General features: G+C 65.6%; 21 protein-coding genes. 15 read left to right on the top strand and 6 right to left on the bottom strand.

Annotated features, from left to right (window positions below):
• Positions 1–3 precede the first annotated feature (3 nt).
• The 9 genes from bamA (at position 4) to V6Z91_RS26600 (ending at position 9,148) form a co-directional block, all read left to right on the top strand.
• Positions 4–2,337, top strand: coding sequence for an outer membrane protein assembly factor BamA (bamA, locus tag V6Z91_RS26640; RefSeq protein WP_338763404.1), 2,334 nt, complete (start codon positions 4–6; stop codon positions 2,335–2,337).
• 63 nt (positions 2,338–2,400) lie between these two features.
• A complete protein-coding gene (locus V6Z91_RS26635) occupies positions 2,401–2,922 on the top strand; it encodes an OmpH family outer membrane protein (protein ID WP_338763401.1) in 522 nt (173 codons plus the stop codon).
• Between the two features lie 73 nt (positions 2,923–2,995).
• On the top strand, positions 2,996–4,066 hold the full coding sequence (gene lpxD / locus V6Z91_RS26630; RefSeq protein WP_338763398.1) for a UDP-3-O-(3-hydroxymyristoyl)glucosamine N-acyltransferase: 1,071 nt from the start codon (positions 2,996–2,998) through the stop codon (positions 4,064–4,066).
• Entirely contained in the window at positions 4,063–4,536 is a 474-nt protein-coding gene (gene fabZ, locus V6Z91_RS26625; RefSeq protein WP_338763396.1) for a 3-hydroxyacyl-ACP dehydratase FabZ, read from the top strand. Before lpxD ends, fabZ begins: the two co-directional genes overlap by 4 nt.
• Positions 4,537–4,565: 29 nt before the next feature.
• The gene (gene lpxA, locus V6Z91_RS26620; protein ID WP_338763394.1) at positions 4,566–5,354 is read left to right on the top strand and encodes an acyl-ACP--UDP-N-acetylglucosamine O-acyltransferase; all 789 of its coding nucleotides are present in this window, start codon (positions 4,566–4,568) and stop codon (positions 5,352–5,354) included.
• Between the two features lie 67 nt (positions 5,355–5,421).
• Positions 5,422–6,525, top strand: a complete 1,104-nt coding sequence (gene lpxB, locus V6Z91_RS26615; RefSeq protein WP_338772064.1) for a lipid-A-disaccharide synthase — start codon at positions 5,422–5,424, stop codon at positions 6,523–6,525.
• Between the two features lie 5 nt (positions 6,526–6,530).
• Complete coding sequence (rnhB, locus tag V6Z91_RS26610) at positions 6,531–7,142, top strand: ribonuclease HII (protein ID WP_338772062.1); 612 nt, start codon at positions 6,531–6,533, stop codon at positions 7,140–7,142.
• Positions 7,139–7,933 carry an RNA methyltransferase gene (locus V6Z91_RS26605; protein WP_338763393.1) on the top strand — a complete coding sequence of 265 codons (795 nt, stop codon included), beginning with the start codon at positions 7,139–7,141 and terminating at the stop codon, positions 7,931–7,933. The genes rnhB and V6Z91_RS26605 overlap by 4 nt, the downstream gene beginning before the upstream one ends.
• Positions 7,934–7,945: 12 nt before the next feature.
• Positions 7,946–9,148, top strand: a complete 1,203-nt coding sequence (locus V6Z91_RS26600) for an EAL domain-containing response regulator (protein WP_338763391.1) — start codon at positions 7,946–7,948, stop codon at positions 9,146–9,148.
• A gap of 162 nt (positions 9,149–9,310) precedes the next feature.
• Here the strand turns inward: V6Z91_RS26600 and ggpS are convergent, their stop codons facing one another.
• The 3 genes from ggpS to V6Z91_RS26585 all read right to left on the bottom strand — a co-directional run bounded on the left by ggpS (position 9,311) and on the right by V6Z91_RS26585 (position 14,177).
• Positions 9,311–11,620: a glucosylglycerol-phosphate synthase gene (gene ggpS, locus V6Z91_RS26595; RefSeq protein WP_338763389.1), complete on the bottom strand. Its 2,310-nt coding sequence runs from the start codon at positions 11,618–11,620 to the stop codon at positions 9,311–9,313.
• A gap of 244 nt (positions 11,621–11,864) precedes the next feature.
• Positions 11,865–12,992: a mechanosensitive ion channel family protein gene (locus tag V6Z91_RS26590; RefSeq protein ID WP_338763387.1), complete on the bottom strand. Its 1,128-nt coding sequence runs from the start codon at positions 12,990–12,992 to the stop codon at positions 11,865–11,867.
• A 285-nt stretch (positions 12,993–13,277) separates the two neighbouring features.
• Positions 13,278–14,177 (bottom strand): RNA polymerase sigma-70 factor, encoded by a 900-nt coding sequence (locus V6Z91_RS26585; RefSeq protein ID WP_338763384.1) that lies wholly within the window; start codon positions 14,175–14,177, stop codon positions 13,278–13,280.
• 253 nt (positions 14,178–14,430) lie between these two features.
• Between V6Z91_RS26585 and V6Z91_RS26580 the strand changes: the two genes are divergently transcribed.
• Entirely contained in the window at positions 14,431–15,339 is a 909-nt protein-coding gene (locus V6Z91_RS26580; protein ID WP_338772060.1) for an SDR family oxidoreductase, read from the top strand.
• A 137-nt stretch (positions 15,340–15,476) separates the two neighbouring features.
• On the opposite strand, the gene V6Z91_RS26575 is transcribed toward V6Z91_RS26580, so the two are convergent.
• Together V6Z91_RS26575 and V6Z91_RS26570 are read right to left on the bottom strand one after the other, a co-directional pair.
• Positions 15,477–16,118, bottom strand: a complete 642-nt coding sequence (locus V6Z91_RS26575) for a hypothetical protein (RefSeq protein WP_338763381.1) — start codon at positions 16,116–16,118, stop codon at positions 15,477–15,479.
• Positions 16,119–16,311: 193 nt separating this feature from the next.
• Positions 16,312–17,151, bottom strand: coding sequence for a pyruvate, water dikinase regulatory protein (locus V6Z91_RS26570; protein WP_338763379.1), 840 nt, complete (start codon positions 17,149–17,151; stop codon positions 16,312–16,314).
• A 259-nt stretch (positions 17,152–17,410) separates the two neighbouring features.
• Here V6Z91_RS26570 and ppsA point away from each other — a divergent pair, with 259 nt between their 5' ends.
• The 5 genes from ppsA (at position 17,411) to V6Z91_RS26545 (ending at position 23,184) form a co-directional block, all read left to right on the top strand.
• Positions 17,411–19,771, top strand: coding sequence for a phosphoenolpyruvate synthase (ppsA, locus tag V6Z91_RS26565; protein WP_338772057.1), 2,361 nt, complete (start codon positions 17,411–17,413; stop codon positions 19,769–19,771).
• Between the two features lie 449 nt (positions 19,772–20,220).
• On the top strand, positions 20,221–20,637 hold the full coding sequence (locus V6Z91_RS26560) for an NfeD family protein (RefSeq protein WP_338763376.1): 417 nt from the start codon (positions 20,221–20,223) through the stop codon (positions 20,635–20,637).
• A gap of 17 nt (positions 20,638–20,654) precedes the next feature.
• The gene (locus V6Z91_RS26555; protein WP_338763374.1) at positions 20,655–21,602 is read left to right on the top strand and encodes a stomatin-like protein; all 948 of its coding nucleotides are present in this window, start codon (positions 20,655–20,657) and stop codon (positions 21,600–21,602) included.
• A 14-nt stretch (positions 21,603–21,616) separates the two neighbouring features.
• A complete protein-coding gene (locus tag V6Z91_RS26550) occupies positions 21,617–22,039 on the top strand; it encodes a DUF4259 domain-containing protein (RefSeq protein WP_338763371.1) in 423 nt (140 codons plus the stop codon).
• An 8-nt stretch (positions 22,040–22,047) separates the two neighbouring features.
• Positions 22,048–23,184 carry a hypothetical protein gene (locus V6Z91_RS26545; RefSeq protein ID WP_338763368.1) on the top strand — a complete coding sequence of 379 codons (1,137 nt, stop codon included), beginning with the start codon at positions 22,048–22,050 and terminating at the stop codon, positions 23,182–23,184.
• 63 nt (positions 23,185–23,247) lie between these two features.
• Here V6Z91_RS26545 and V6Z91_RS26540 read toward each other — a convergent pair whose 3' ends face one another.
• Complete coding sequence (locus V6Z91_RS26540) at positions 23,248–23,919, bottom strand: TorF family putative porin (protein ID WP_338763366.1); 672 nt, start codon at positions 23,917–23,919, stop codon at positions 23,248–23,250.
• Positions 23,920–23,953: the final 34 nt, after the last annotated feature.

Genomic DNA, 23,953 nt, shown 5'->3' with positions numbered 1-23,953 from the left:
CCAATGAAATTCATTTCTGACCGCTTTGCCTCGCCTTCGTTTCGCCGCACGCTGATCGGTGCCGCCGTCCTGGCGTTCTGCTCCGGCAGCGCCTTCGCCATCCAACCCTTCGTCGTCAAGGATATCCGCGTCGAAGGCATCCAGCGCACCGAGGCGGGCACCGTGTTCAGCTACCTGCCGGTGCGCGTGGGTGAAACGTTCAGCGACGATAAATCCGTCTCCACGATCAAGGCGCTGTACGCGACCGGCATCTTCAAGGACGTGCGGCTGGAAAAAGATGGCGACGTGCTGGTGGTGATCGTCGAGGAACGCCCCGCGATCGCCAAGGTCGACTTTACCGGCACCCAGGAATTCGAGAAGGACATGCTCGTCAACGCGCTGAAGGACATCGGCGTGGGCGAAGCGAAGACCTTCGACAAGGCGACCGTCGACCGCGCCGAGCAGGAATTGAAGCGCCAGTACCTGTCGCGCGGCCTGTACGGCGTGAAGGTCACCACCACCGTCACGCCGATGGAGCGCAACCGCGTGTCCATCATGTTCAATGTCGATGAAGGCGAGATCGCCCGCATCAAGCAGATCAACATCGTCGGCAACAAGGTGTTCTCCGACAAGGAGCTGCGCAAGGAACTGTCGCTGAACACGTCGGGCTGGTTCAGCTGGTACACGAAGGCCGACCAGTATTCGAAGACGAAGCTGACCGGCGACCTGGAAGCGCTGAAGTCGTTCTACCTGGACCGCGGCTACGTGGAGATGAACGTCGATTCCACCCAGGTCTCGATCACGCCGGACAAGAAGGACATCTACCTCACCATCAACATCACCGAAGGCGAGAAGTACACGGTCTCCGACATCAAGTTCGAAGGCGAGATGTTCGGCCGCGAGGACGAGCTGCGTTCCCTGGTACTGCTGAAGAAGGGTGAAACGTATTCCGGCGCGCGCCTGACCGCGACCAACAAGCTGATCACCGACCGCCTGGGCACCTTCGGCTTCGCGTTCGCCAACGTGAACGCCAACCCGGAGATCAACCGCGAGAAGCGCGAAGTCGCCTTCACCTTCTTCATCGATCCGGGCAAGCGCGCCTATGTGCGCCACATGAACATCCAGGGCAATACCACCACACGCGACGAGGTGATCCGCCGCGAATTCCGCCAGTTCGAATCGAGCTGGTACGACGCGAACAAGGTCAAGCTCTCGCGCGACCGTGTCGACCGCCTGGGCTACTTCAAGGACGTGACGGTGGACACGCCGGAAGCGCAGGGCACCAACGACCAGGTGGACGTGAACCTGACCGTGGTCGAAAAGCCGACCGGCAACTTCCAGATCGGCGGCGCGTTCTCGCAGGCTGAGAAGTTCAGCCTGTCCGCCTCGATCCAGCAGGCGAACTTCGCCGGCTCGGGCAACACGGTGGGCATCGAACTGAACACCAGCAAATACAGCCGCACGATCGCGTTCTCGCAAACGAACCCGTACTACACGGACGACGGCGTGTCGCAGAGCTACGAGCTGTACCTGCGCACGTTCGACCCGCCGGCCGTGAACATCGGCGGCTACTCGATCCGCCAGACCGGCGGCCGCGTGAGCTGGGGCGTGCCGTTCTCCGAAGTCGATACCGTGTTCTTCGGCATCGGCCTGGAACGCGCGACCGTGAAGACGGACTTCACCAGCCCCACGTACTTCAAGCAGTATGTGCGCGACCTGGGCGGCCCGGCCAGCGGCGAGGGCACCGTGTCGTCGAACTCCGTGCCGCTGACGGTGGCCTGGGGCCGCGACAGCCGCGACAGCGCGGTGACGCCGACGATCGGCCGCTACCAGCGCGCCAACCTGGAACTGGACCTGATCGGCGATTCGAAGTACTTCCGCGCGGTGTACGAGCACCAGTGGTACCGTCCGCTCACTTCCTGGGCCACGCTGGCGCTGAAGGGCGAGTTCGACTACGGCCACGGCATCGGCGACCGCCCATACCCGGTGTTCAAGAACTTCTACGCGGGCGGCATCGGCTCGGTGCGCGGCTACTACAGCTCCTCGCTGGGTTACCTCGACACCAACGGCGACGCGCTGGGCGGCGCCTCGCGCCTGATCGGCAATGCCGAGGTGCAGTTCCCGTTCCCGGGGCAGGGCAAGGACCGTAGCCTGCGCTGGTTCGCGTTCTTCGACGGCGGCCAGGTTTACCAGGAAGGGGCGAAGATGCGCCTGTCCGAGCTGCGCTTCTCGACCGGTCTGGGGGTGAGCTGGATTTCCCCGGTGGGCCCCCTGAAGTTGAGTTATGCTAAGCCTATTAATCCGATGTACGGCGACCGCCTGGAACGCTTCCAGTTCCAGATGGGTACCGGTTTCTGAGGCCGGATTCCGAGGCTGAACCCGGACGAACTGGGCAATATGGGGAATGAGCAGAGGAGAATCATGTTGAAGACCGCAACTGCTACGCTTGGCAGGATGTTTGCCGTCGTGGCGCTGGGCTGGCTGGCGCTGGGAACCGCGTACGCGCAGGCCCAGTCCTCGCGGATCGCCTGGCTCAGCCCCGAGCGCATCTATAACGAATCGAAGCTGGCCCGGCTGGCCGGCGACAAGCTGAAGGAAGAGTTCTCGCCACGGGAAAAGGCGATGAACGAACTGGGTGCGCGCCTGAAGGCGGCCACCGAGAAATACACGAAGGACGAGCCCACGCTGAGCGAGGCCGACCGTATCAAGCGCCAGCGCGAGGTGGTCGAGCTGGACAAGGACTTCCAGCGCCGCCAGCGCGAGTTCCGCGAAGACCTGTCCCAGCGCACCAACGAGGAGCGCGCGGCGATCGCCGAGAAGGCCACGCGCATCATCAAGCAACTGGCGCTGACCGAAGGCTTCGACATCGTGCTGCAGGATGCGGTGTGGGCCAACCCGCGCATCGACATCACCGACAAGGTGCTGGCGGCACTCGACAAGTAATCACGAAAAACGCCGGCCGCAGCTGCGCGATGTGCAGCCGCGGCCGGCTTTTCCACTTTTGATTGGATAGTTCATGGGCATTCGACTGGGAGACCTGGTCGAGCGCTTCGGCGGAGAGTTGATCGGCGACCCCAACCTGCAGGTGGTGGGGATCGCGCCGTTGACGGACGCCGGCGTTTCACACATCAGCTTTCTCTCCAACAGCAAGTTCCGCGCGCAGGCCGGGCAAAGCCGTGCGGCGGCACTGATCCTGTCGCCGAACGATGACGCGCTCGTGGCGCAAACCTACTCCGGGGCGCGCATCGTCACGAAGAATCCCTACGCGTACTTCGCGCGCGCCGCGCAGTACTTCGAGGCGCTGACGGCGCACGTGCCGCCGCCGGGCATCCACCCGACCGCATATGTGGACCCGACCGCGCGCGTGGACGCCAGCGCCCACATCGGCCCGCACGTGACCGTGGAGGCCGGCGCAGAAATCAAGGCCAACGCCGTGATCGATGCCGGCTGCTTCATCGGCCGCGAAGCGGTGGTGGGCGAGGGCACGCACTTCTTCGCCAACGTCACCTTCCACGCGCGCTGCGTGATCGGCGCGCGCGGCATCCTGCACTCGGGCGCCGTGATCGGCACCGACGGCTTCGGCTTCGCCAACGAGGGCGGCGTCTACATCAAGATCCCGCAGGTGGGCCGCGTGGTGATCGGCGACGATGTCGACATCGGCGCCAACACCACGGTCGACCGCGGCGCGCTGGCCGACACGGTCATCGAGGATGGGGTGAAGCTGGACAACCAGATCCAGATCGGCCACAACTGCCACATCGGCGCGCACACGGCCATGGCCGGCTGCGTGGGCGTGGCCGGCAGCGCGAAGATCGGCAAGTACTGCACGTTCGGCGGCGCGGCCATGGTGCTGGGCCACCTGACGATCGCCGACCACGTGCACGTCTCGTCGGGCAGCATGGTGTCGCGCTCGCTGCCCGAGCCGGGGCATTACACAGGCTTCTACCCGCTGGCCAAGAACAGCGAATGGGAAAAGTCCGCCGCGATCGTGCGCAATCTTTCCACGATGCGCGAGAAAATCCGGGCACTGGAAAAAGCCCTGAAAAACACGACAACGAACACAACGAAACAAGAAGACGAATCATGACCACCACTGCAGAAAACAAGACCCTGTGCATCAACCAGATCAAGGAACTGCTGCCGCACCGCTATCCGCTGCTGCTGGTTGACCGGGTGCTGAACTGGGAAGCGAACAAGACGATCACCGCCATCAAGAACGTGACCGTCAACGAGGAATTCTTCAACGGCCACTTCCCGCACAAGCCCGTGATGCCGGGCGTGCTGATGATCGAGGCGATGGCGCAAACGGCTGCCATCCTGTCGTTCCTGACGATGGGCGTGAAGCCCGACGAGAACTCGGTGGTCTACTTCGTGGGCATCGACAACGCGCGCTTCAAGCGCCCGGTGGGCCCCGGCGACCAGCTGAAGATGGACGTGGAAATCCTGCGCGTGTCGCGCGGCATCTGGAAGTACAAGGCGGTGGGCAGCGTCGATGGCCAGACGGCTGTCGAGGCGGAACTGATGTGCACCATCCGTAACACCGCCGAAGCACAGTAAGGGTGGGGAAACAGAAGGGAGGCAGCAGCATGGCGACCATACATCCTACCGCGATCGTCGATCCGAAGGCACAGCTGGGCGAAGGTGTCGAGATCGGCGCGTATTCGATCGTGGGCCCTGACGTCGTCATCGGCGACCGCACCTGGGTCGGCCCGCACGTGGTCATCGAAGGGCACACGACGATCGGCAGCGACAACAAGTTCTTCCAGTTCTCGTCCATCGGCGCGCCGCCGCAGGACAAGAAGTGGAAGGGCGAGCCGACCCGCCTCGAAGTGGGCGACCGCAACACGATCCGCGAATTCTGCACGTTCAACCTGGGCACGGTGCAGGACAAGGGCGTGACGAAACTGGGCAACGACAACTGGATTTCCGCCTACGTGCACCTGGCGCACGACTGCGTGGTGGGCAATAACACGATCTTCTCGAACAATGCGCAGATGGCGGGCCACGTGGAGATCGGCGACTGGGTCATCATGAGCGGCTACGCCAACGTGCACCAGTTCTGCAAGATCGGCGCGCATGCCTTCGTGGGCATGAGCACCAGCCTCACGCAGGACGTGCCGCCGTTCGTGCTCCTGAACGGCAACCCGGCGCAGGCCCACGGCATCAATATCGAAGGCCTGAAGCGTCGCGGGTTTACGCGCGAGCAGATCAACGCGCTGCGCCAGTCGTACAAGATCCTGTACCGCTCCGGCCATACGCTGGAAGAGGCCAAGGCGGCGTTGCTGGAACAGGAGAACGGCACGCCGGACGCCGCGGAGCACATCCGCGCCTTCCGCACCTTCCTCGATACCGCGAACCGTGGCATCGTCCGCTGAACTGTCCGCCGCCCCGGCGGCCGGGCAGCCCTCCATCGCCATCGTCGCCGGCGAACCGTCCGGCGACATGCTTGCCGCGCGGCTGCTGGCCGGCCTGCGTCCGCACCTGCCCGGTGCGCGCTTCCACGGAATTGGCGGGCCGGCGATGATCGCCCAGGGTTTCGAAACCGACGTGCCACTGGAAACGATGACGGTGCGCGGCCTGTTCGAGATCATTCCGCGCTACCGCGAACTGAAACGCATCCAGAACCGGCTGCGCGACCGGCTGCTGGCCGACAGGCCGGCCGTGTTCATCGGCGCCGACTACCCGGGCTTCAACCTGGGCCTGGAAGGCGAGCTGAAGGCGGCGGGCATCCCGACCATGCACTACATCGGGCCGCAGATCTGGGCCTGGCGCGGCGGGCGCATCAAGAAGATCATCAGGAACGTGTCGCACATGCTGGTGATCTTCCCGTTCGAGGAAGAGATCTATCGGAAGGCCGGCGTGCCCTGCACCTATGTGGGGCATCCGCTGGCCGAGCTGATCCCGCTGGCGCCGGACGTGACGGCGGCGCGCCGCCACCTCGGCCTGGCCGACGACGCGAAGGTCGTCGCCATCATGCCGGGCAGCCGGATGGGGGAGCTGAAGTACAACACCACCGCCTTCATCGGCGCGGCGAAGCTGCTGCGCCAGCGCGAGCCCTCGCTGCATTTCGTGGTGCCCATGGCGGGCGACAAGCAGAAGGAGTACTTCCAGAAGCTGGTACGCGAGGCGGGACTGGATGACGTGCCCTTGCAGCTGCTCGATGGCGAAAGCCACATGGCGATCTGCGCGGCCGACGCGGTGCTGGTCGCCTCGGGCACCGCTTCGCTGGAAGTGGCGCTGTACAAGAAGCCGATGGTGATCGCCTACAGGATGATGCGCGCGTCGTGGGAAATCATGCGCCACATGGGGTACCAGCCGTGGATCGGCTTGCCGAACATCCTGGCGCGGGAATTCCTCGTGCCCGAGCTGTTGCAACACCACGCCAGCGCCGAGGCGTTGGCCGAACACATGTGGAAGCAATTGACGGACGAGCCGCACCGTGCCAATCTGGTACGGCGCTTCACCGACATGCACCACAGCCTGCTGCGCAATTCCGCCGAGGCGAGCGCGCAGGCGGTATTGAAAGTCATGGGAAGAAATTCGTGAACACTATGCAGACGGGCCTGTTCGACGACCTGCCATATTCGCTCGAGGAAATCATCTGCGGCGTGGATGAAGCGGGCCGCGGCCCGCTGGCCGGGCCCGTATACGCGGCCGCCGTCATCCTGCACCGCGAGCGGCCCATCGCGGGCCTGAAGGATTCGAAGAAGCTGACCGAGGCAAAGCGCGAGGAACTGGCGCCGCTGATCAAGCGCGACTGCGTGGCCTGGGCGATCGCCAAGGCTTCCGAGGCGGAGATCGACAAGCTGAACATCCTGCAGGCGTCGATGCTGGCGATGAAGCGGGCCGTGCACGCGCTGGAGACGATTCCCACGCTGGCCCTCATCGACGGCAACAAGTGCCCCGTGATGAAGATCCAGACCATCGCCATCGTCGATGGCGACGACAAGATCGAATCGATTTCCGCCGCCTCGATCCTGGCCAAGACGGCGCGCGACGAAGCGCTGCGCAAGCTGCACAAGAAGTATCCGCAGTACGGCTTCGACCAGCACAAGGGCTACGGCACCGCCCAGCACCTGGAGGCGCTGCGGCTGCATGGCGTGACGCCCGTGCACCGGCGCTCCTTCGCCCCCGTGCGCGAGCTGCTGGAGGCCGCGTTTTGAAGTCGATCACTTCGCGCGACAACGCGCAGTACAAGGAACTGAAACACCTGGCCACCAGCGCGCATGCGCTGCGCAAGGCCGGCCGCACGCTGCTCGACGGCGTGCACCTGTGCGAGACGTGGCTGCAACTGCGCGGCCAGCCGGAGCAGTGCATCGTCAGCGAGAGCGGCTTGCGCCATCCCGAAGTGGTGGCCCTGGTCGCGAAGCTGGAAGCGCACCACGGCCGCGTGCTGCAACTGCCCGACGCGCTGTACGAGCCGCTGTCGCAGGTGGAGCATGGCGTGGGCATCCTGTTCCTGGTCGAGATGCCGCGGCAGGCCGTGCCCGCCGCGCTGGCCACGAACGCCGTCCTGCTCGACAATGTGCAGGACCCCGGCAACGTGGGCTCGATCCTGCGCAGCGCGGCGGCCGCCGGCATTCGCGAAGTCTATTGCAGCCCCGGCACCGCGTTCTGCTGGTCGCCGAAGGTGCTGCGCGCCGCCATGGGTGCGCACTTCGTGCTCGATATCCACGAAAATGTGCCTCTGGCACCGCTGCTGGCCGGCGCGAAGATCGCCACGCTGGCCACCAGCGGCTATGCGAAGCAGAAGCTGTACGACATCGACCTGAAGCGCCCGGTGGCCTGGGTGTTCGGCCACGAGGGGCAGGGCGTATCGGATGAGCTGCTGTCGCTGGCGAAACACCAGGTGGTGATCCCGCACCTGGGCCAGGTGGAATCGCTGAACGTGGCCGCGTGCGCGGCCGTGTGTTTCTTCGAACAGGTGAGGCAAAGCCAGGCGCGAGCCGGCTGACACGGAGGAGTCATGGACATCGCCGCATTGCAGTTCCTGGTGGCCGAGAGCGAACCGGTGCAGCGCGAGCTGTTGTCAGGACTGCTGCGCAGCGCCGGCGCCCAGCACGTGCACACGGCGCCCGACGGCCATGCGGCGCTGCGCGTGCTCGATGGCGCAGGGACAAACATCGCGGGCATCGACATCATCGTCCTCGACCTGTCGCTGACCGGCATGGATGGGCTGGAACTGATCCGGCGGCTGGGCGAGGACAAGTGCCGCTCCGGCGTGATCGTGGTGGGAGCGCAGAGCGGGGATATCCTGTTTTCGGTGGAGACGATGGCACTGGCCTACGGCGTCGATTTGCTGGGTGCCGTCGCCAAGCCGGTCTCCGCGCAGCGCCTGCAATCGCTCGTCGCCAACTATGCGCGGCCGGCCGGTTCCGCGGCCGCTCCCGCGGCGCCGGCGTTCACATTCGCCGAAGTGGGCAAAGGCTTGCAGGCGCGCGAATTCGATCCCTTCTTCCAGCCGAAGATCGAGCTGGAAACGGGGCAGGTGAAGGGCCTGGAAATGTTCGCGCGCTGGCGGCATCCGGTGCACGGCATGCTCGGGCCGTCCGCCTTCGTGCCGGTGCTGGAAGAAGCCGGGCGCATCGACTTCCTCGACTGGAGCATGATCGAGAAATCGGTAGCCGCCTGCCGCACGCTGCACGACCAGGGTATTCCGATCTCGTTCTCGGTCAACGTCGATCCCGGCACGCTGTCGCACCCGCAATTCATCGCCCAGATCGGCGCCTGCCTGGAGCGGCACCGCATCCTGCCCGGCTACATCACCTTCGAGATCACCGAATCGTCGGTGCTGCAGACGGACCCGCACTTCCTCGAACGCCTGCTGCGCCTGCGCATGATGGGCTTTGGCCTTGCCATCGACGACTACGGTACCGGGCGCTCGAACCTGCAGCTGCTCGCATCGATCCCGTTCTCCGAATTGAAGATCGACCGCAGCTTCGTCGACGGCGCCTCGAAGAAGCGCGCCATCGGCACCGTACTGAAATCCTGCCTCGGGCTGGCCCGGAGCCTGGACCGCATGTCCTGCGCCGTGGGCGTGGAGACCAAGCAGGACTGGGATTTCCTGCAGGGGCTGGGGTGCACGTATGCGCAGGGCTACTACATTGCGAGCCCGATGCCGGTCGACGAGTTCCCGAAGTGGCTGGTGGAGTGGCGGCAGTTTTTCTGACTGCCGCCCGCGGCGATCGATGCATTCGGTGTCGTACACCATTCCCCCCAGGGAAATGGTGTACGACACCGGTTTTCTTGAAGCCCAGTCCGACCGCATGAGAAAACCGGTGTCGCACACCTTTTTCCTGCGGAAAAAGATGTCCGACACCAAAGGTCGCTCTTACGCCGCTTGCAGTTCGTCGTCGCCGCTGCCGCGCATGACGGCGGCCAGGAAGTCGTCACCCCAGCGTGTCACGTCGTGTTCTGCAGCGATCATCGCCATGCGCGCGGTGCGGTAGGAGCGTTCCTCGGCGCCCATCGTCAGCGCCTGGTGCAAGGTCGCCGTCATCGACTTGGCGTCGTACGGATTGGTCAACAGCGCACCATGCAGTTCGACGGCGGCGCCGGCGAATTCCGAGAGGATCAGCACGCCGGACTTGCCGGCCGCTCGCCGCGCCGCCACGTATTCCTTGGCCACCAGGTTCAGGCCGTCGCGCAGCGGCGTGATCCACGCCACGCCGCAGGCGGCGTAATGGGCGATCACTTCATCGAACGGCAGCGAGCGGTAGAAGTAGCGCACCGGCACCCAGTCCAGCGTGGAGAAGCGGCCGTTGATGCGGCCGACGGCGCGGTCGACTTCCACGCGCAGGCTGTCGTAGATTTCCATGCCCGGCGCGGCCGGCGTGATGATGTTCAGCAACGTGACGTTGCCGATGTGCTCCGGGTGCTGTTCCAGCAGCCGTTCGAACGCCTGCAGCTTTTCCAGCGACCCTTTCACATAGTCGAGCCGCTCGATCGACACGATGCCCGTCGTGCCGCCCAGGTATTCCTCGATTGCCGCGGTTTTGTCCGCTACGCCAGGCTGGGCGACGAGTTTTTCGATCAGCGCCACGTCCGTGCCCACGGGGTGGGCGCCCAGCGTCACGGTGCGGCCGCCGGCTTCGATCGAGGTCGTCATCGTGTCGACGCCGAGCGCGCAGCCGTAGGTGAGGAAGCGCGGCGCGCACGGCACCGCCGGGCCCATTTCCACCGGCGCGAACGAGCGCACCGCGTCGACGAAGTTCTCGACATAGCGGGGGATGTGGAAGCCCACGTAGTCGCACTGCAGCAGGCTGCCGATGATGTCGCGGCGCCATGGCAGGATGTTGAACACGTCGCTGGACGGGAAGGCCGTGTGGTGGAAGAACGCGATGCGCAGGTCCGGCCGCAGCGGGCGCAGGAAGGCGGGCACCATCCACAGGTTGTAGTCGTGTACCCACACCACGGCACCCTCGGCCGCCTCGCGCGCCGTCTGTTCGGCGAACAGCCGGTTCACTTCCAGGAAGCGTTCCCAGTGCGCCGCACTGAACTCGGCCTTGTCGGGGAACGAGAAAATGATGGGCCAGAACGCTTCCTTGGAAAACTTCTTGTAGAACAGGTCCACGTCTTCGCTTGTCAGCGGGATGCGCGCCGCGCGCAGGCGCGGATACGCCGCCTCGTCGACCGTGACGTGCGTCTCGAAATCCTCGGGCTCGCGGCTGTCCTGCTGCGACCACGCTACCCATGAGCCCTTGCGGCTGCCGGCGAAGAAGCGCAGCAGCGTGGGAATGATGCCGTTCGGGCTTTTCGGAGGGCGGCGGGTCGTCACGCCGCCCTCCGTGACTTCGTCGAAGGGCAGGCGGTGGTAGACCATCACCAGGTCGGCATCGCCATGCGCGCCGATCACGGGCGCGCTCCGGCCGGTGCGCGGCAGGGCGCCGTGGTGGACGAGGCCTTCCAGGATGCCGTCGCAACCCTCGCCGGTGGCGATGTACACGGAGGGGCGGCGGCGCAGCTTTTGCACCAGGGCCGGTTCGGCGCCCCCGACCACGATGCCGGCAAGCCCGGTCTCGAACATCGACAGGTCGTTGAGCGTGTCGCCGGCCACCACGATGGCGCTACGGTCGATGCCCACCGCCTCGGCCAGCCGGAGCAGCGCCGGGCCCTTGCCGACGCCGCGCGGCAGCACGTCGAGGTAGCAGCCGGCCGACATCAGGAGGTCGCAGCCCAGCGCGTCGACGGCGGCGCGCAGGGCCGGCGTCACGTCGGCCTCGCTGGCCACGAACGAGCAGCGGCGCTCCTGCGGCACGCTCTGGCGGCGCAGGCGCGGGAAGTCCGCCAGCGCCTTCAGCACGGCCTGCGAGCCGGGCCAGCGGTCGGCGATTTCCTGCTGCAGGTTGTCCACCGGCTGCAGGTCGGCGCCATGCACGATGGTGGCCCCCACGTCGGCGATGATGTAGTCGGGGACGGGAATCGTGGGATCGGAAAGCAGCGGCAGGATCGATTCGAGGCCGCGGCCCGTCACGAAGGCCAGCTTGGCGTTGCGCGGTGCGGCGGTGAACAGCTCGCGCACGCGGCGGCGCGCCTCGGCCGAGCCGGCGAGCAGGGTGCCATCGAGGTCGGTGGCGAGCAGGAAGTGTCCAGGGGTGATCGAAGGTACGGCGTTGGTGATGCGGGACTGCAATACTTGCATGGCGATTCATCCTTTAACAGCGATGCGTCGGGCGCTTGGCAGGTGCGCCGAACTGGATTGAGCGTGTGCAACCACGATCGCGGTTACCGTTCACGCGGACGGATGCAAGGCTGGCGACGGCCAGCCGTTGCGAGGGAAGGAAAGCGGCGGAAAGGTGCCGCCCGCAGACAGGAGGGCGGCGCCGCATTCCGGAAAATGCGGCCTATTGTACTATGATTTTGCTAATACATTTGGCCAAATGGAATTAGTGTGCGCCGGGCCGGGGCACCGGTGCCGGGCGGCGCCGCTCCTCGCCTTCATACGCCTCGTTGGCCGCCTCGCCGCGCAGCACTTCCGGGTTCGACAGCTTCACGGTCTGCGTCGGGTAGGCGAACTCGATGCCGGCGCGGTTGAAGCGGCGGAACAGTTCGAAGTTGATGGCCTGCTGGGTGTCCATGAAGACGCCGTAGTCGGGTGTCTGCATGATGTACACCACTTCGAAGTCCAGCGACGAGGCGCCGAAGGCCTTGAAGTGGGCCCGGTCGAACTTCACGTTTTCCTTGCTCGCGACGATTTCCTTCAGCATGGCGGGGATGCTTTCCAGCTGTTCCTCGCTTACGTCGTAGGTCACGCCCACGGTGAACACCACGCGGCGCGACTCCATGCGGCGGATATTGTGGATGCGGCTCTTGAGCAGGTCGCTGTTCGAGAACACGATCTCTTCGCCGTTCAGGCTGCGGATGCGCGTGGTCTTCAGGCCCACGTATTGTACGGTGCCGGCGAGGTCGTCCACGGTGATGAAGTCGCCCACCACGAAGGGCTTGTCGAGCAGGATCGACAGCGACGAGAACAGGTCGCCCAGGATATTCTGCACAGCCAGCGCCACGGCGATGCCGCCGATGCCCAAGCTGGCCACGAGCGTGGTGATGTTGACGCCGAAGTTATCGAGGATCATCAGCACGATGACCGCCCACAGGGCCGTGCGCACCACGAAGGTAAGGGCGGCGGTGGACGTGGTCGCGGCCACGTCGGTGGCGCCGCGCTTCTTGCGATAGAAGTCGATCCAGCCGCGCACCCCCACGTCCAGCCAGCGGGCGATCTGCAGCAGCAGGATCGCCACCGCGAGGTTGCGCAGCAGCGTCTCCGCCTTCGGCGAGAGCAGCAGCCATTGCGTGCCCGCATAGATACCCATGACCACGATGAACGCCGTGCTGGTTTTCTTCAGCACGCGCACGGCCATGTCGTCGATGTGGGTCGCGGTGTTCCCCGCGAAGGAGCCGATGCGGCGAACGAGGAATTTGTTGGCGCCGTACAGTGCCATGCTGACGGCGGCGGCGATGCCGATGGCGATCATCCAGGTGGTCAGGTCGTTACCCAGCAAAACATAGTCCATGTCTTCTCCTTTGTTGGACGGGATGGATGGCAGGGCGGGGCCTGCGCTTGGAAGCTTCGCACCGCGGCGCGAGGCGAGGAGAAGACGGGCGCGCGATGGCAAACGGGCGCCCGCCCTTTTTGATGGGAAGATGGTAGCGGTAATTGACGGATGAGTCGGTTAGTGGGCGCACATTCCGCGGCGTCCGACGTTTGGTGTCGCACACCTTTTCCGGCTGCGCCGGAAAAGGTGTACGACACCGGTTGTCCCCGCCGGAGTCGGTACGATCTTGGCCCACGCCGATACTTACGACAGCGGCGCAATCCCACGCAGCTTGTCCGGATTGCGAATCGCATACACGGCAACGATCTTGCCGCCCTCGATGATGAACGCCTGCGCCGACTCCACCACGCCGTCCACATAGCGCACCAGCCCCGGCTCGCCGTTCACGCGCGCCATGCGGTACGTGATCTTGCCGGGATACGCATGTTCGACGGACCAATAGACGCCGGCGATGCGCGCCGCGCCCACCAGGATCTTGCCGAACGAGGGCACCTTGCCGCCGCCATCGGATATCAGCCGCACGTCGTCGGCAAGGAAAGTCTTCATCGCCGCACGGTCGGCACTGGCGGCGGCCTGCATGAAGCGGGACAGCAGTTCCCGGTGGGCATCCTTCGACACGGCGAAGCGCGGCTTTTCCTGCTGCACCCTGGCCTGCGCGCGCGACACGAGCTGGCGGCAGGCCGCCTCGCTTTTGCCCAGCGCGGTGGCTACGTCGGCGTAATCCTGGTCGAACACCTGTCGCATCAGGAAAGCGGCGCGCTCCTCGGGCGCCAGCCGTTCCAGCACCCACAGCATGGCCACGGAAACGTCGCTCGCCAGCTCGGCCGCCGATTCGGGCGTGCGCTCGTCCAGTTCCACCAGCGGTTCGGGCAGCCACCAGCCCACATAGCTCTCGCGCTCGGCCTTGCGCTCGCGCAGCCGGTCGAGGGCCAGGCGGGTGGTCACCGTCACCAGCCATGCCTCGGCCGACTGCACGGCGCCGTGGTCGGTGCCGGCCCAGCGCAGCCAGGCATCCTGCACCACGTCTTCGGCGTCGGCGCGGGTGCCAAGCATGCGGTAGGCGATCGAGAACAGGCGGGGGCGCAGCGTGGCGAACGGGGCGAGGGTTTCTTCGGTCATGATCGGGATGGCTTGAATGGTCATTCCCCTGAAGACGCGCGAGCCGCCAAGGTTGTGACAGCTTTCCGGAGGCAAAGGTGTGGCATGCAATCGTTTTCTTGTCTAGATTGTCACCCCGGCAGTTTACCCAACTTTTACCGAACCCCAGGAGAGTCTTTCGATGGATCCGAACGACCAGCAAGTGACACAGCAGGAAGAGAACATGCAACCATCGCGCCGCCGTTTCGTCGGCGCCGTGGCAACCGGCCTCGCGGCGGCCGGCGCGGCGGGCAGCGTGATGGCCCAGCAGCCGGCCGGCACCACCCGGACCGCCACCAGGCGCCCGCCGAAATACCCGCGGCCCCCGTTCCCGCGCCAGCAGCAGGAATGGCCGGCGCTGGCCGCCAAGATGACGCCGCGGCCCGACCACGGCGAACTGACCTACCAGGGCAGCGGGCGGCTGGCCAACCGCAAGGCCCTGATCACAGGCGGCGACTCCGGCATCGGCCGCGCGGCCGCCATCGCTTATGCGCGCGAGGGTGCCGACGTGGCGATCAATTACCTGCCGTTCGAGGAGCAGGACGCGCAGGAAGTGAAGGCGCTGATCGAGAAGGCGGGGCGCAAGGCCGTGCTGCTGCCGGGCGATATCCGCGACGAAGGATTCTGCAAGAAGCTGGTCGACGACGCTGCACGCCAGCTGGGCGGCCTCGATATCGTGGTCAGCAACGCGGCGCGGCAGCAATCCGTCGAGTCGATCCTCGATTTGACCACCGAGCAGTTCGACTGGACGATGAAGACGAATATCTACGCCAATTTCTGGATCTGCAAGGCCGCCGTGCCGCACATGGCCAATGGCGGGGCGATCATCGTCACGGCTTCCGTGCAGGCCTATGACCCGTCGGAAAACCTGCTCGACTACGCGCAGACGAAGGCAGCCCAGGTGGCGTTCACGAAATCGCTGGCCAAGCAGCTGGCCGCCAGGAATATCCGCGTGAACGCGGTGGCGCCGGGCCCGATCTGGACGCCGCTGCAGGTGTGCGGCGGCCAGGAGCCCGATGCGCTGGTCAACTTCGGCGGCGATACGCCGATGAAGCGCCCCGGCCAGCCCGCCGAGCTGGCCGCCACCTTCGTCACGCTGGCGTCCGACGAATCGAGCTACACCACCGGCCAGGTGTATGGCGTGGCTGGCGGGCGGGGCAATCCGTAAGTCCGGTTTCACGCAATACGGCAGAGTTTTCTAAAACCGGGGTCTGGAAGGAGTGCGGGCATGGCAGCCCGCACCGGTTTGCAGGCGGCCCCGCTTCACCCCCCCGCTTCAGGAAGTTTTGCTGGGGTGCCGGGAACTCAGGCCGTCAGGCGCCACCGGTTGCCCGGGTTCTTGAGGTCGCCCGGCTCGCCGCCCCATTCCACATTGGCCAGCACGCCGAGGTCGCACAGCCGCTTCAGCGCCGCCACCAGTTCCGGGCCGGAAAGGCCGGTCTCGGAAGCGATGTCGGCGGAAGAGGGGGCCAGTTCGCTGTAGGCATGCGTGGCGCGAGTGGCCAGCGTGCCGACGGCGCGGGCGACGGCCAGCGCATCGTCGTCCTGCCGCGGCGTCAGCGCGATGAGCTTGGTCCAGAACGCCTTCAGCGCGTCGGCCGCGTGCGGTACGTCGGCTGGATTCGGCCGGTCGGTGGCGATGAACGTGGCCACCAGGCCGGCGATGGGGAAGAAGCTTTCCTTGAACGATCCGGTGACGTCGAAGGCCACGGACTGGCCTTCTTCCGCGCCGTGCAGGGGGCGCGGCTGCCGGGTGGCGGGATCGACCGCGGTCACGCGGCCAGCGGCTTCCTCACTGTCGAGGACGGTCAGCAGGAGGCTGGTGGCAGCCTCGAACTGCGTTTCGTCCATGCGGCCGACGACGTCGTCGACCACCGCCGGTTCCAGGCCGGCTTCCTTCAATGCTGCGGGTACTAGTTGATCGGGTAAATAAGCGGACTGGACCATGATGACACCTCCGGTGGAGATGCGGGTCATCATACTCGCTTCATATTGACGAGCGGCGGCTCACTACGGCTTCAACGAACACCGGGATGCCTCTGGAGAAAACCGGTGTCGTACACCTTTCTTCTGCGGAGAAAGGTGTACGACACCAGAGGCGATCCTTCACTGCCGGTGATCCGGTTCCCCTTCAACGTTGCTAGTACTCGCGCCGGTTCGGCTTGATCTCCTGGAGGATCGTCGTGGAGATCTCCTCGATCGACTTGGTGGTCGAGGACAGCCAGCGGATGCCTTCGCGCTTCATCATGTTTTCCGCTTCATTGACCTCGTAGCGGCAGTTCTCGATCGACGCGTACTTGCTGCCGGCGCGCCGTTCGTTGCGGATCTCCGTCAGGCGCTCCGGCGTGATCGTGAGCCCGAAGATCTTCGGCTTGTAGGCATACAGCGCCGAGGGCAGCTTGCCGCGCTCGAAGTCGTCCGGGATCAGCGGGTAGTTGGCGGCCTTGATCCCGTATTGCATGGCGAGGTAGAGCGAAGTCGGCGTCTTGCCCGAGCGGGACACGCCCACCAGGATCACGTCCGCCTCGGCCAGGTTCTTGTGCGACTGGCCGTCGTCGTGGGCCAGGCTGAAATTGATTGCCTCGATGCGGTTGCGGTATTCCTCGCTGTCGACGATGTTGTGCGAGCGGCCGATCGTGTGCGTCGATTTCACGCCCAGTTCTTCCTCCAGCGGCGCGACGAAACTCTGGAACAGGTCCATGTGCAGGCCGGTGCACTGGCGCAGCACGGACGACAGTTCGGCCTGCACGAGCGTGCTGAAAATGATGGGGCGCTGGCCGTCCGCAATCGCCGCCTCGTTGATCTTGCGCGCCGCCTCGCGCGCCTTGTCCACCGTGTCGATGAAGGGCAGGCGGATCTGCCGGAAGCGCATCTCGAACTGGGTGAGCACGGAGTGGCCGAAGGTCTCGGCGGTGATGCCGGTGCCGTCGGAAACGAAGAACACGGTGCGGGCGGAGGTGGGGCGTTGCTCGGAGGTCATTGTTGTTGGGACTTTTGATTGTGAACTGTCAATTTTCGCCGCAGGCTGTAAAATGGCCGGCATCGGTCGGATTGCGCTGCGCGACGCCAAGAATAACACCAAGATGTCCGCAAGCCTCGGGGCAACCCATGGAAGGCCAACAGATTCCCATCATCAGTAAGGTGTCATCATGACCAACTTGTTCAACGCAGCACTCAGTATCCCCGCACAGGAGCAGAGCGGCACGCCCGTTTACGTGGCGTCGTTCGAGCACCTGCGCATGACGGATGTCGAATCCGTGGGCGGCAAAAACGCCTCGCTCGGCGAGATGATCAGCCAGCTCGCGGAAGCGGGCGTGCGTGTTCCCGGCGGCTTCGCCACCACCGCGCAGGCGTTCCGCGACTTCCTGTCGCATTCGATCGACGGCGGCAAGTCGCTGGCCGACCGCATCGCCGACCGCCTGTCCGACCTGAACATCGACGACGTGCGTTCGCTGGCCCAGGCCGGCGCCGAGATCCGCCAGTGGATCGTCGACACGCCGTTCCAGCCGCGCCTGGAGCAGGAAATCCGCGCGTACTACGACAAGCTGGTGGCCGAATCGGATGCCGAAGTGTCGTTCGCCGTGCGTTCCTCCGCCACCGCCGAAGACTTGCCGGATGCCTCGTTCGCCGGCCAGCAGGAAACCTTCCTGAACGTGGTCGGCATCGACAACGTGCTGGACGCGATGAAGCACGTGTTCGCATCGCTGTACAACGACCGCGCCATTTCCTACCGCGTGCACAAGGGCTTCACGCATGCCGAGGTAGCGCTCTCTGCCGGCGTGCAGCGCATGGTGCGTTCGGATACCGGCGCGGCCGGCGTGATGTTCACGATCGATACCGAATCGGGCTTCAAGGACGTGGTGTTCATCACCTCCAGCTACGGCCTGGGCGAGACGGTGGTGCAGGGTGCCGTGAACCCCGATGAATTCTATGTGCACAAGCCGATGCTGGAGCAGGGCAAGTCGCCCGTCATCCGACGCAATATCGGCTCGAAGCTGATCAAGATGGAATTCACCAACGAAGCCAAGGCCGGCCGCTCGGTGAAGACCGTGGACGTGCCGATCGAGCTGCGCAACCGCTACTCGCTGACCGATGCCGAAGTGGTCGAACTGGCGAAATACGCCGTGATCATCGAGCGCCACTACGGCCGCCCGATGGACATCGAGTGGGGCAAGGACGGCCGCGACGGCAAGCTGTTCATCCTGCAGGCGCGCCCGGAAACGGTGAAGTCGCAGCAGAAGCCCACCGACGCGCAGCAGCGCTTCAAGTTGAAGTCGACCGGCACCGTGCTGACCTCGGGCCGCGCGATCGGCCAGAAGATCGGCGCCGGGCCCGTGCGCGTGATCACCGACCCGTCGGAAATGGAACGCGTGCAGCCGGGCGACGTGCTGGTGGCCGACATGACCGACCCGAACTGGGAACCGGTGATGAAGCGCGCCTCGGCGATCGTGACGAACCGCGGCGGCCGTACCTGCCACGCGGCGATCATCGCCCGCGAACTGGGCGTGCCGGCCGTCGTCGGCTGCGGCGACGCGACCGAAGTGCTGAAGGATGGCACGTTCGTGACCGTGTCGTGCGCGGAAGGCGACGAGGGCAAGATCTACGACGGCCTGCTGGAAACGGAAGTGTCGGAAGTCTCGCGCGGCGAGCTGCCCAAGCTGCCGACCAAGATCATGCTGAACGTGGGTAACCCGCAGCTGGCCTTCGACTTCCAGCAGGTGCCGAACGCCGGCGTGGGCCTGGCCCGCCTGGAGTTCATCATCAACAACAATATCGGCGTGCACCCCAAGGCGATCCTGGAATACCCGAACATCGACCCGGACCTGAAAAAGGCCGTGGAATCGGTGGCGCGCGGCCACGCGTCGCCGAGGGCGTTCTACGTGGACAAGCTGGCCGAAGGCGTGGCGACGATTGCCGCCGCGTTCTGGCCGAAGCCGGTGATCGTGCGCCTCTCCGACTTCAAGTCGAACGAGTACAAGAAGCTGATCGGCGGTTCCCGCTACGAGCCGGACGAGGAAAACCCGATGCTGGGCTTCCGCGGCGCCGCGCGCTACATCGCCGAGGACTTTGCCGAGTCGTTCAACATGGAATGCCAGGCCATGAAGCGCGTGCGCGAAGACATGGGCCTGACCAACGTGGAACTGATGGTGCCGTTCGTGCGCACGCTGGGCCAGGCGAAGAAGGTCGTCGAGCTGCTGGCGAAAAATGGCCTGAAGCGCGGCGAGAACGGTCTGCGCCTGATCATGATGTGCGAAGTGCCGTCCAACGCCGTGCTGGCCGAGCAGTTCCTGGAATACTTCGACGGCTTCTCGATCGGCTCGAACGACCTCACCCAGCTCACGCTCGGCCTGGACCGCGACTCCGGCATGGAACTGCTGGCCGCCGACTTCGACGAACGCGACCCGGCCGTGAAGGCACTGCTGTCGATGGCAATCTCCGCCTGCCGCAAGCAGGGCAAGTACATCGGCATCTGCGGCCAGGGCCCTTCGGACCACCCGGACCTCGCCGAATGGCTGATGGAGCAGGGCATCGAGTCGATGTCGCTGAATCCGGACTCGGTGGTGGATACATGGCAGAAGCTGGCTGCGTTGCAGAAGTAATCCCGCTCCGCGGCTTCCGGTGCGCTGGTGTCGGACACCCAACGGGTGTCCGACACCGGTTGTCGGCGGATGTAACCGCGACCTCCGAGGTATAGGGGTCCGTCCCCGGCAACAGGCAGCCCATGCCCTGTTGCCGGCGTTTCCGAGGGGACTGACCCCAGCCTTTGGCCTGCGTTCCAGCGGAGCCAGCCGAAGGCTGGGGTCAGTCCCCTCGACACGATGGCAGCAAGCGCATAAGCCAACCCTTACCGGGAACAGACCCCTGCGGATCAGCCGCTCTTTGCAACATCCACCTCCCGCGCGCCGGGATAGCCCCCTGCGGATCAGCCGCTCCTTGCGGCATCCACCGCCCGCTCTACCCAATAGCCCCAAATTGCTCTATCGTTACGCCAACCCTCGCCGCGCTTACCAGGGCCGCGAGGGTTTTCATTCGATAGGAGACGATTCCGATGCCTGACTGGGTCATGTGGCTCATCGCCGCCGGCGTGCTGGTGGCGCTGGAACTGTTCAGCGGCACCTTTTATTTGCTGATGGTGGCGCTCGGCGCGCTGGCCGGGGCGCTGGTGGCGGCGTTGCGCGTCGACCTGCCGGGCCAGATGCTGGCGGCGGCCGTGGTGGCCATCATCGCCACCGTGCTGCTGCGCCGGCGCCGCCGCAACGAGCCGGCCACGGTGCCCGCCACGCGCGATCCGAACGTGAACCTCGATATCGGCCAGCAGGTGCAGGTGGCCCACTGGGAGGGCCACACGGCCCGCGTGATGTACCGCGGCGCGCTGTGGGACGTCGAGCTGGCGCCGGGAGCCGCGCCGCACACGGGCACTTTCACGATCCGCGAAGTACGCGGCAGTACGCTGATCGTCGGCTGAACAAGAACGGAGAATCAATGGAAATCACCTTCGGCACCGTCGCCCTCGTCATCCTGTTCGTGGCGCTGGTCTTCGTGTTCAAGACTATCAACGTGGTGCCGCAGCAGCACGCCTGGGTGGTCGAGCGGCTCGGCAAGTACCATTCCACGCTGGCGCCCGGCCTGAATATCGTGGTGCCGTTCGTCGACCGCGTGGCCTACAAGCACATCCTGAAGGAGATCCCGCTCGACGTGCCTTCGCAGGTCTGCATCACGAAGGACAACACGCAATTGCAGGTGGACGGCATCCTGTACTTCCAGGTGACCGATCCGATGCGCGCCTCGTACGGTTCGTCGAACTACATTGCCGCGATCACGCAGCTGGCGCAGACGACGCTGCGTTCCGTCATCGGCCGCATGGAACTCGATAAAACGTTCGAGGAGCGCGACCACATCAACACCACCGTGGTGAACGCGATCGACGAATCGGCCGCCAACTGGGGCGTGAAGGTGCTGCGCTACGAGATCAAGGACCTGACGCCGCCGGCCGACATCCTGCACGCCATGCAGGCGCAGATCACGGCCGAGCGCAACAAGCGCGCGCTGATCGCCGCTTCGGAAGGGCGCAAGCAGGAACAGATCAATATCGCCACGGGCGAGCGCGAGGCGGCCATTGCCCGTTCCGAGGGCGAGCGGCAAGCCGCCATCAACCGCGCGCAGGGCGAGGCTAACGCCATCGTGGCGATCGCCGAAGCCACCGCCGAGGCGCTGCGCCAGGTGGGCTCCGCGATCGAGCAACCGGGTGGCGAAGAGGCGATGAACCTGAAGGTGGCCGAGCAATACGTGGACGCGTTCCGCGAACTGGCCAAGACCAACAACACGCTCATCGTGCCGGCCAACCTGGGCGATATGAGCAGCCTGATCGCAACCGCGATGCAGGTCGTCAAGACGCAGGACAAGGGGCGCGTGGTGCGCGCCCCGTCATAACACAAGGAGGAAGCATGGGGACGTGGGCAACGGGACCGTTCGGCAACGACTTCGCGCAGGACTGGGCCGAAGACCTGCATGAATCGAACGACCTGTACTTCATCGGCGACACGCTCGACAACGTGCTGTCGCCTGACAACGCCGATTATCTGGAGGCGCCGTTCGGCGCGGAGGGGCTGGCGGCCGTGGAAACGCTGCTGCGGCTGGAAGGGCGCGGCGGCGTGGAAGACGATGACTCGGCCGCGATCGACGAATGGGTCGACATCGTCAAGGACAAGTACAAGCCGCGCGCCGACCTGCTGGACAAGGCCGGGCGCGCGCTCGACCTGATTCTTTCCGCGCGCTCCGAACTCTTCGAGCTGTGGCAGGATAGCGAGCACTTCGAGGCATGGCGCGCCTCCGTGGAAGACCAGAAGGCGCGCCTGCGGGGCAAATAAGGAAACTCATGGCGGTATTGAAGAAGGCCGTGGCGGCGGCGCTGCTGGCCATGGCATCGGTGGCGGCGGCGGCCACGCCGGAACAGGAAACGCTCGATCGTATCGCGAAGATGCGCGCGATGTCGGCGTCGGCGGCGGCGTCGGCGGGACAGGAGGCGCAGCAGCAGCGCCGCGAACTCGATGCCGCGTGGCGCTGGTTCGGCAATCACAAGTCGGTTGCCTTGCCGGTACTGCGGCGCGAACTGGCCGCGGAGCTCAAGAAGGCGAAGCCGAACCAGCTCGTGCTGCTCGATGTCGGTTACTTCTTGCGTGCGCTGGGCGAGCCCGCCGACCGGGCATTGTCGATGCAGGCGCTGCTGGCGATCGATCCGGCGGGTGCCGCCGTACAAACCCAGAACCAGCAACTGTTCCGCTTCGTGCACGCCAGCGCGGCGGACCGCGATCCCCGCCTGTTCCCCCTGATCGACAAGGTGTTCCTGCGCGGCGACGTCACCGTGCTGGTACCCCAGCATGGCTACACGGTCGACGCCACCTCCGTCTGCATCTACCTGTATGGGCAGTACGGCGCATTGGCCGAGCGGCACCTGCGCGGACTGCTGGGGGACGCATCCGTCGTCAACCGCGTGCTGGAAGTGCTGATGTGGGTCGGCTCGCCGGAAAGCGTGCCGGCCGTGTCGGCGGTGCTGGCCACGAAGGAGGCCGACACGTTCGCGCGCGCCGTCACATTCATGCTGCGCGCCGGCGGCCCGCAGGGCAGGGATGCGCTGCTGGCCTTCGACCCGCGCGGCCTGGAAGGCAAGGCGCGCGATTTTTATCTGCAAACGCGGCCGCAACTGACGGCGATGAATTTCAATGCGCTGGCCCAGCAATTGTCGGACTCTCCGCCATCCGAAAAGGCGCCGGCCCCGCGGCGGCTCGACGAGGCGGCCACGCGGCAGGTGCTGGCGGTGCTGCACGCGACGTACGGCAGCTATGAAGGCATCCAGCCGACCGAGCTGGCCCTCTCCGCCATGCCGGCGAACGCGCTGATCGAGGAGCTGCTGCGCGTGCGCGAACGCAGCCTGCTGCGCGTTTCCGGCGAGGCGCTGGCGGATATCGATACGACCAATACGTTGATCAACACGCTGCGGTTCCGGGGGCGTTGAGGCGGCAGCCCTCTGCCATCGCCGCTGTCGGCGAGCGGCTCGCGCGCTGGATGCTCCCTGCTATCAAAACCCCCGGCTGACGGAGACGATCACCGCATCCCGCGACGGCGGCGCCGTGTAACCGTAATAACCCGGATACGACACCGCATAACCCCCGCGATGATTGTTCCGGTCATACGCCACCTGCACACCGAATTCGCCGACCCGTGCCGACAATCCCACCCGCACGTCCGCCCGCTGCGGCACGCGGGGGCCGGACAAGGCATGCAGCAAGCCGGCGTGGAAGAACGCATCGATCCTGTCGCTCACGGCGGTGCCGGCATCGAGCTCCGCATACAGGGTGCGCGCATCGCCGCCGGCATAACGGGGCGACCATGACAGGCGCGCCGACATGCTGCCGGCGGCCCCGCCGCGCCACAGTCCCGTGTACACCTCGTTGTAGCCGCCATAGGCGCCGTTCGTGGTGCGCACGGTGCTGATGCCGGCATCCCACGACATGCCATTCGCGAGGCGGCCCGCACGGCCCGCGTACAGCAGCCATTGCGCGCCGCGGCGCCCATACCAGCGCGTGCCCGCCGCGAACCCGCCCGCATACCAGCCGCCGGCGTCGTAGGCCACGCCCGCCTGTACCGACGGCTTGCCTTCGCTGAGCGCATTGCCCCGATAGCGGTATTCGGACAGGGCGGCAACGCTGCCGGACCATTGGGCGTACGCCGTGGCGGGGTGCAGGACCACGAAGCAGAGCAGGACCGCAAAAAGCGCCCTTGCG

The sequence above is a fragment of the Massilia sp. METH4 genome, assembly GCF_037094685.1.
GTDB lineage: Bacteria > Pseudomonadota > Gammaproteobacteria > Burkholderiales > Burkholderiaceae_D > Rugamonas.
Note: the sequence above shows the minus strand (reverse complement) of the source record. Positions and strands in the feature narration are given on the sequence as shown.

Excerpts from the sequence above, each read along its gene's own strand:
- bamA (WP_338763404.1), top strand. The coding sequence starts at position 4 with ATGAAATTCATTTCTGACCGCTTTGCCTCGCCTTCGTTTCGCCGCACG.
- V6Z91_RS26635 (WP_338763401.1), top strand. The coding sequence starts at position 2,401 with ATGTTGAAGACCGCAACTGCTACGCTTGGCAGGATGTTTGCCGTCGTG.
- lpxD (WP_338763398.1), top strand. The coding sequence starts at position 2,996 with ATGGGCATTCGACTGGGAGACCTGGTCGAGCGCTTCGGCGGAGAGTTG.
- fabZ (WP_338763396.1), top strand. The coding sequence starts at position 4,063 with ATGACCACCACTGCAGAAAACAAGACCCTGTGCATCAACCAGATCAAG.
- lpxA (WP_338763394.1), top strand. The coding sequence starts at position 4,566 with ATGGCGACCATACATCCTACCGCGATCGTCGATCCGAAGGCACAGCTG.
- lpxB (WP_338772064.1), top strand. The coding sequence starts at position 5,422 with ATGCTTGCCGCGCGGCTGCTGGCCGGCCTGCGTCCGCACCTGCCCGGT.
- rnhB (WP_338772062.1), top strand. The coding sequence starts at position 6,531 with ATGCAGACGGGCCTGTTCGACGACCTGCCATATTCGCTCGAGGAAATC.
- V6Z91_RS26600 (WP_338763391.1), top strand. The coding sequence starts at position 7,946 with ATGGACATCGCCGCATTGCAGTTCCTGGTGGCCGAGAGCGAACCGGTG.
- ggpS (WP_338763389.1), bottom strand. The coding sequence starts at position 11,620 with ATGCAAGTATTGCAGTCCCGCATCACCAACGCCGTACCTTCGATCACC.
- V6Z91_RS26590 (WP_338763387.1), bottom strand. The coding sequence starts at position 12,992 with ATGGACTATGTTTTGCTGGGTAACGACCTGACCACCTGGATGATCGCC.
- V6Z91_RS26585 (WP_338763384.1), bottom strand. The coding sequence starts at position 14,177 with ATGACCATTCAAGCCATCCCGATCATGACCGAAGAAACCCTCGCCCCG.
- V6Z91_RS26580 (WP_338772060.1), top strand. The coding sequence starts at position 14,431 with ATGGCCCAGCAGCCGGCCGGCACCACCCGGACCGCCACCAGGCGCCCG.
- V6Z91_RS26575 (WP_338763381.1), bottom strand. The coding sequence starts at position 16,118 with ATGGTCCAGTCCGCTTATTTACCCGATCAACTAGTACCCGCAGCATTG.
- V6Z91_RS26570 (WP_338763379.1), bottom strand. The coding sequence starts at position 17,151 with ATGACCTCCGAGCAACGCCCCACCTCCGCCCGCACCGTGTTCTTCGTT.
- ppsA (WP_338772057.1), top strand. The coding sequence starts at position 17,411 with ATGACGGATGTCGAATCCGTGGGCGGCAAAAACGCCTCGCTCGGCGAG.
- V6Z91_RS26560 (WP_338763376.1), top strand. The coding sequence starts at position 20,221 with ATGCCTGACTGGGTCATGTGGCTCATCGCCGCCGGCGTGCTGGTGGCG.
- V6Z91_RS26555 (WP_338763374.1), top strand. The coding sequence starts at position 20,655 with ATGGAAATCACCTTCGGCACCGTCGCCCTCGTCATCCTGTTCGTGGCG.
- V6Z91_RS26550 (WP_338763371.1), top strand. The coding sequence starts at position 21,617 with ATGGGGACGTGGGCAACGGGACCGTTCGGCAACGACTTCGCGCAGGAC.
- V6Z91_RS26545 (WP_338763368.1), top strand. The coding sequence starts at position 22,048 with ATGGCGGTATTGAAGAAGGCCGTGGCGGCGGCGCTGCTGGCCATGGCA.